We start from the raw sequence: 3221 nt of genomic DNA on the forward strand, positions 1-3221 counted from the left end.
CAGCACGGCGAGCACCGCCTCGCCGGTGGCCGAGTCGAGGGCGCCGGTCGGCTCGTCGGCGAGCACCAGCCGGCGCTCGCCGATCAGGGCGCGGGCGATGGCCACGCGCTGCTGCTGGCCGCCGGACATGTCGTCGGGGAAGCGGTCGGCGAGCTCGCCGATGCCCAGCTCCTCCAGCGCGGCCAGCGCCTCCCGGCGGGCCCGGCGGCCCGGGACGCCGTCGAGTTCGCGCGGCAGCGCGATGTTCTCGGCGGCGGTCAGGGCCGGGATCAGGTTGTAGTCCTGGAACACGTACCCGATCGAGCGCCGCCGGAGGTCGGCGAGCCGGCCGCGGCCGAGGCCGCCGAGGGCGACCCCCTCCACCAGCACCTCGCCGTCGCTGGGCTGGTCCAGCCCGCCGGCCAGGGTCAGCAGGGTGGACTTCCCGGAGCCGGACGGGCCCATGACGGCGACGAACTCGCCCGGGTGGACGGCCAGGTCGATGCCGCGCAGGGCGTGCACCTCGGCGGCGCCCCGCCCGTGCACGCGGGTGACGTTGGCCAGGCGCAGGACGGGTGCGGGCCGGTTCGGATCGGTGTGGGACACACTTCCCCCTCGTGAGCTGCTCAACTGCATATGTCGGTGAACTATATATGTCGGAGGACGTGACGCAAGGCGGGCCGGTTCCCGGACGGCGGTGATCGGGTTCGGTCAAACTTCTACAAAGCTGTCGAGGAAGAGCGGGAAACCCCTGCCCCGGTCGTTCGGAGGCGGTCTATGCTCGGGACGGCTCACGGCTCCGGAGGCGCCCGAGACCCCCGATGCGCCGACGCGCCGTCACGTCGTCCGGGGCCGACCGCACGGCCGGCCCCCGCGCCCTGCGCGCCTCCCCGCCGACCACCGTGGCGATGGCCATCATCGAGGTCGCCCGGCCTGCCGGGAGCATCGACCGCGTGCCACCGTCCGTCCCCCTCCTCCCGTGAAGGAGGTGCCGTCGTGCACACCCTGACCACCGTCGACTTCCTGGTACGGCTCGCCACCGGCGTCGCCTGCGGCGCGCTGATCGGCGTCGAACGCCAGTGGCGGGCCCGGATGGCCGGCCTGCGCACCAACGCCCTGGTCGCCGCCGGCGCCACCCTGTTCGTGCTCTACAGCGAGGCCGTCGGCGACGCCGCCAGCCCCACCCGGGTCGCCTCCTACGTCGTCTCCGGCATCGGCTTCCTCGGCGGCGGCGTCATCCTGCGCGACGGCGCCGGCGTACGCGGCCTCAACACCGCCGCCACACTCTGGTGTTCGGCCGCCGTCGGAGTCCTCGCCGCCTCCGGCGAACTGCGGTTCGCCGTCCTCGGCACACTCGCCGTCCTCGTCGTCCACCTGGTCCTGCGCCCCGCCGGCCGACTCCTCGACCGGGCCCCGCAGGCCGGCAGCGACCCCGACTCCACCACCCGCGCCACCGTCCACCTGGAATGCGACCGCAAGTCCGAGACCCACATCCGGGCCCTGCTGCTCCAGGCCCTCACCGCCTCCGGACTCGCCCCCACCGGCCTGCGCGCCCGCCGCACCGACAACGGCGACGCCACCAGCCTGCGGGCCACCGTCGCGATCACCGGGCAGGTCGCCCCGGCGCTCGAACAGGTCGTCACCCGACTGTCCTTGGAGCCCGGCGTACGCGACCTGCACTGGCACCTGGAGGACGAGCCGGAGGACCCCGGCAACCCGGCGCTCGCCTGACGGGCGGCGCGGACGTACCGTCACCACCCGGACCGCGTCGCCGGACCGTGTCACCGGACCGCGTCACCCGGACCGGGTCACCCGAACCCCCGCCCGAACCGACTGGAGGCAGGATGCAGACCCCCGATCCCGAGCACGGGCCGCTGGTGCCGATGCTGCTGGTGCTGACCGTGGTCACCGGAGTGGTGGACGCGGTCAGCTACCTCGAACTCGGCCACGTCTTCGTCGCCAACATGACCGGCAACGTGGTGTTCCTCGGCTTCGCCCTGGCCGGCGCGGCCAACCTCTCCGCCACCGCCTCGCTGGCCGCCCTCGCCGCCTTCCTGCTCGGCGCCCTGGCCGGCGGCCACCTCGCCCGCCGCCTGCCCGGCCACCGCGGGCACCTGCTGACCGCCGCCGTCGCCGTCCAGTCGGCGCTGGTCGCGGCGGCCACCGTGCTGGCGGCCGTGGCCGGCCACACCTCCGAGCCGGCCCGCTACACCCTGATCGGGCTGCTCGGCTTCGCCATGGGCGGCCAGAACGCGGTGGTCCGCGCCCTGAAGGTCCCCGACCTCACCACCACCGTGCTGACCATGACCATCACCGCCCTCGCCGCCGACCGCACCGGCCCCCGCCGGCTGGCCTCCGCCGTCTGGATGTTCGCCGGCGCCCTCCTCGGCGCCCTTCTGGTCCTCCACGCCGACATCCCGCTGGCCCTGGCCCTGGCCCTCGCGCTGCTCCTCGCCGTCGCGGCCCTCACCCACCGCGCCGCCAGGACCGTCCCCGCCCCCGCCTGGACCCGGCCGCGCTGACCGGGCGTCCGGTGATCCGCCGCCCGTCCATGGCCGGTGCCGGGTGCGGGCCGCGTCGAATTCCGGCCCCGCCCCAGGGGGTTCGGGATGCCGCACGGTCACCTACGGCCCGGACGGCGCTCCTGGCGGCGTCGATTTCCGGGGTGTCACCGGTGGCCGGCTCAGTCCTCGCTGCGGTGCCCGGCGCGGCCGCTCCAGAGGGGTTCGAGGCGCTCCCACTCGGTGCTCCAGGCGGCCTCCGCCCGGCGGTCGAGCGCCTGGAGGCGCAGGCGGAGGGCGAGGGCGAGCAGGGCCAGCAGGACGAGGAGGCCGCCGGCGCCGGTGCAGGCGGCGGAGACGGCGAGGGCCACCCGGTCGGCCGGGGCGACGGAGACGGTGCCGGCCGCGTCGACCCAGACGGGGATCCGGCTGCCGGTGACGGCGGAGTGCGGGGCCTGGACGGTGCCGTGGCGCGGGCTGCCGTCGGGGGCGGTCCAGTCCGCGTCGACGTCCACCTGGTTGCTGTAGCCGCCGGCGAAGCGGCTGCCGGTGGCGGTGGTGCGGTCCGGGACGCCGCTGACCACGGCGTCGACCTGTTCCAGCCGCCCGCGGTCGGCGTCGGCCCGGTGCGCGGTGGCGCGGTAGAGGAGCAGCGAGCCGCCCGCGCACAGGGCGAGGGCGAGCACCGCGCCGAGCACGGCGGACAGCCAGGCGCGGGCGCGGGAGCGGTCGAGGGGGCGG

At 76.0% G+C, this 3221-nt stretch carries 5 protein-coding genes; 3 read left to right on the forward strand and 2 right to left on the reverse strand.

The features are described from left to right. Positions 1–585: ABC transporter ATP-binding protein (locus AE652_RS38325; RefSeq protein ID WP_234348693.1), on the reverse strand; the 585-nt coding region annotated here is incomplete at its 3' end. Positions 586–800: 215 nt separating this feature from the next. On the opposite strand from AE652_RS38325, the gene AE652_RS46960 reads away from it, so the two are divergent. The 3 genes from AE652_RS46960 to AE652_RS38335 all read left to right on the forward strand — a co-directional run bounded on the left by AE652_RS46960 (position 801) and on the right by AE652_RS38335 (position 2501). Beyond that, the gene (locus AE652_RS46960; protein WP_159028687.1) at positions 801–962 is read left to right on the forward strand and encodes a hypothetical protein; all 162 of its coding nucleotides are present in this window, start codon (positions 801–803) and stop codon (positions 960–962) included. A gap of 13 nt (positions 963–975) precedes the next feature. Next, positions 976–1710 carry an MgtC/SapB family protein gene (locus AE652_RS38330; protein ID WP_049660007.1) on the forward strand — a complete coding sequence of 245 codons (735 nt, stop codon included), beginning with the start codon at positions 976–978 and terminating at the stop codon, positions 1708–1710. Between the two features lie 113 nt (positions 1711–1823). Continuing rightward, positions 1824–2501, forward strand: a complete 678-nt coding sequence (locus AE652_RS38335; RefSeq protein WP_049660009.1) for a YoaK family protein — start codon at positions 1824–1826, stop codon at positions 2499–2501. Between the two features lie 161 nt (positions 2502–2662). Here AE652_RS38335 and AE652_RS49360 read toward each other — a convergent pair. After that, positions 2663–3221: hypothetical protein (locus AE652_RS49360; RefSeq protein ID WP_049660011.1), on the reverse strand; the 559-nt coding region annotated here is incomplete at its 5' end.

The organism is Kitasatospora sp. MY 5-36 (assembly GCF_001182915.1).
Classification (GTDB): domain Bacteria; phylum Actinomycetota; class Actinomycetes; order Streptomycetales; family Streptomycetaceae; genus Kitasatospora.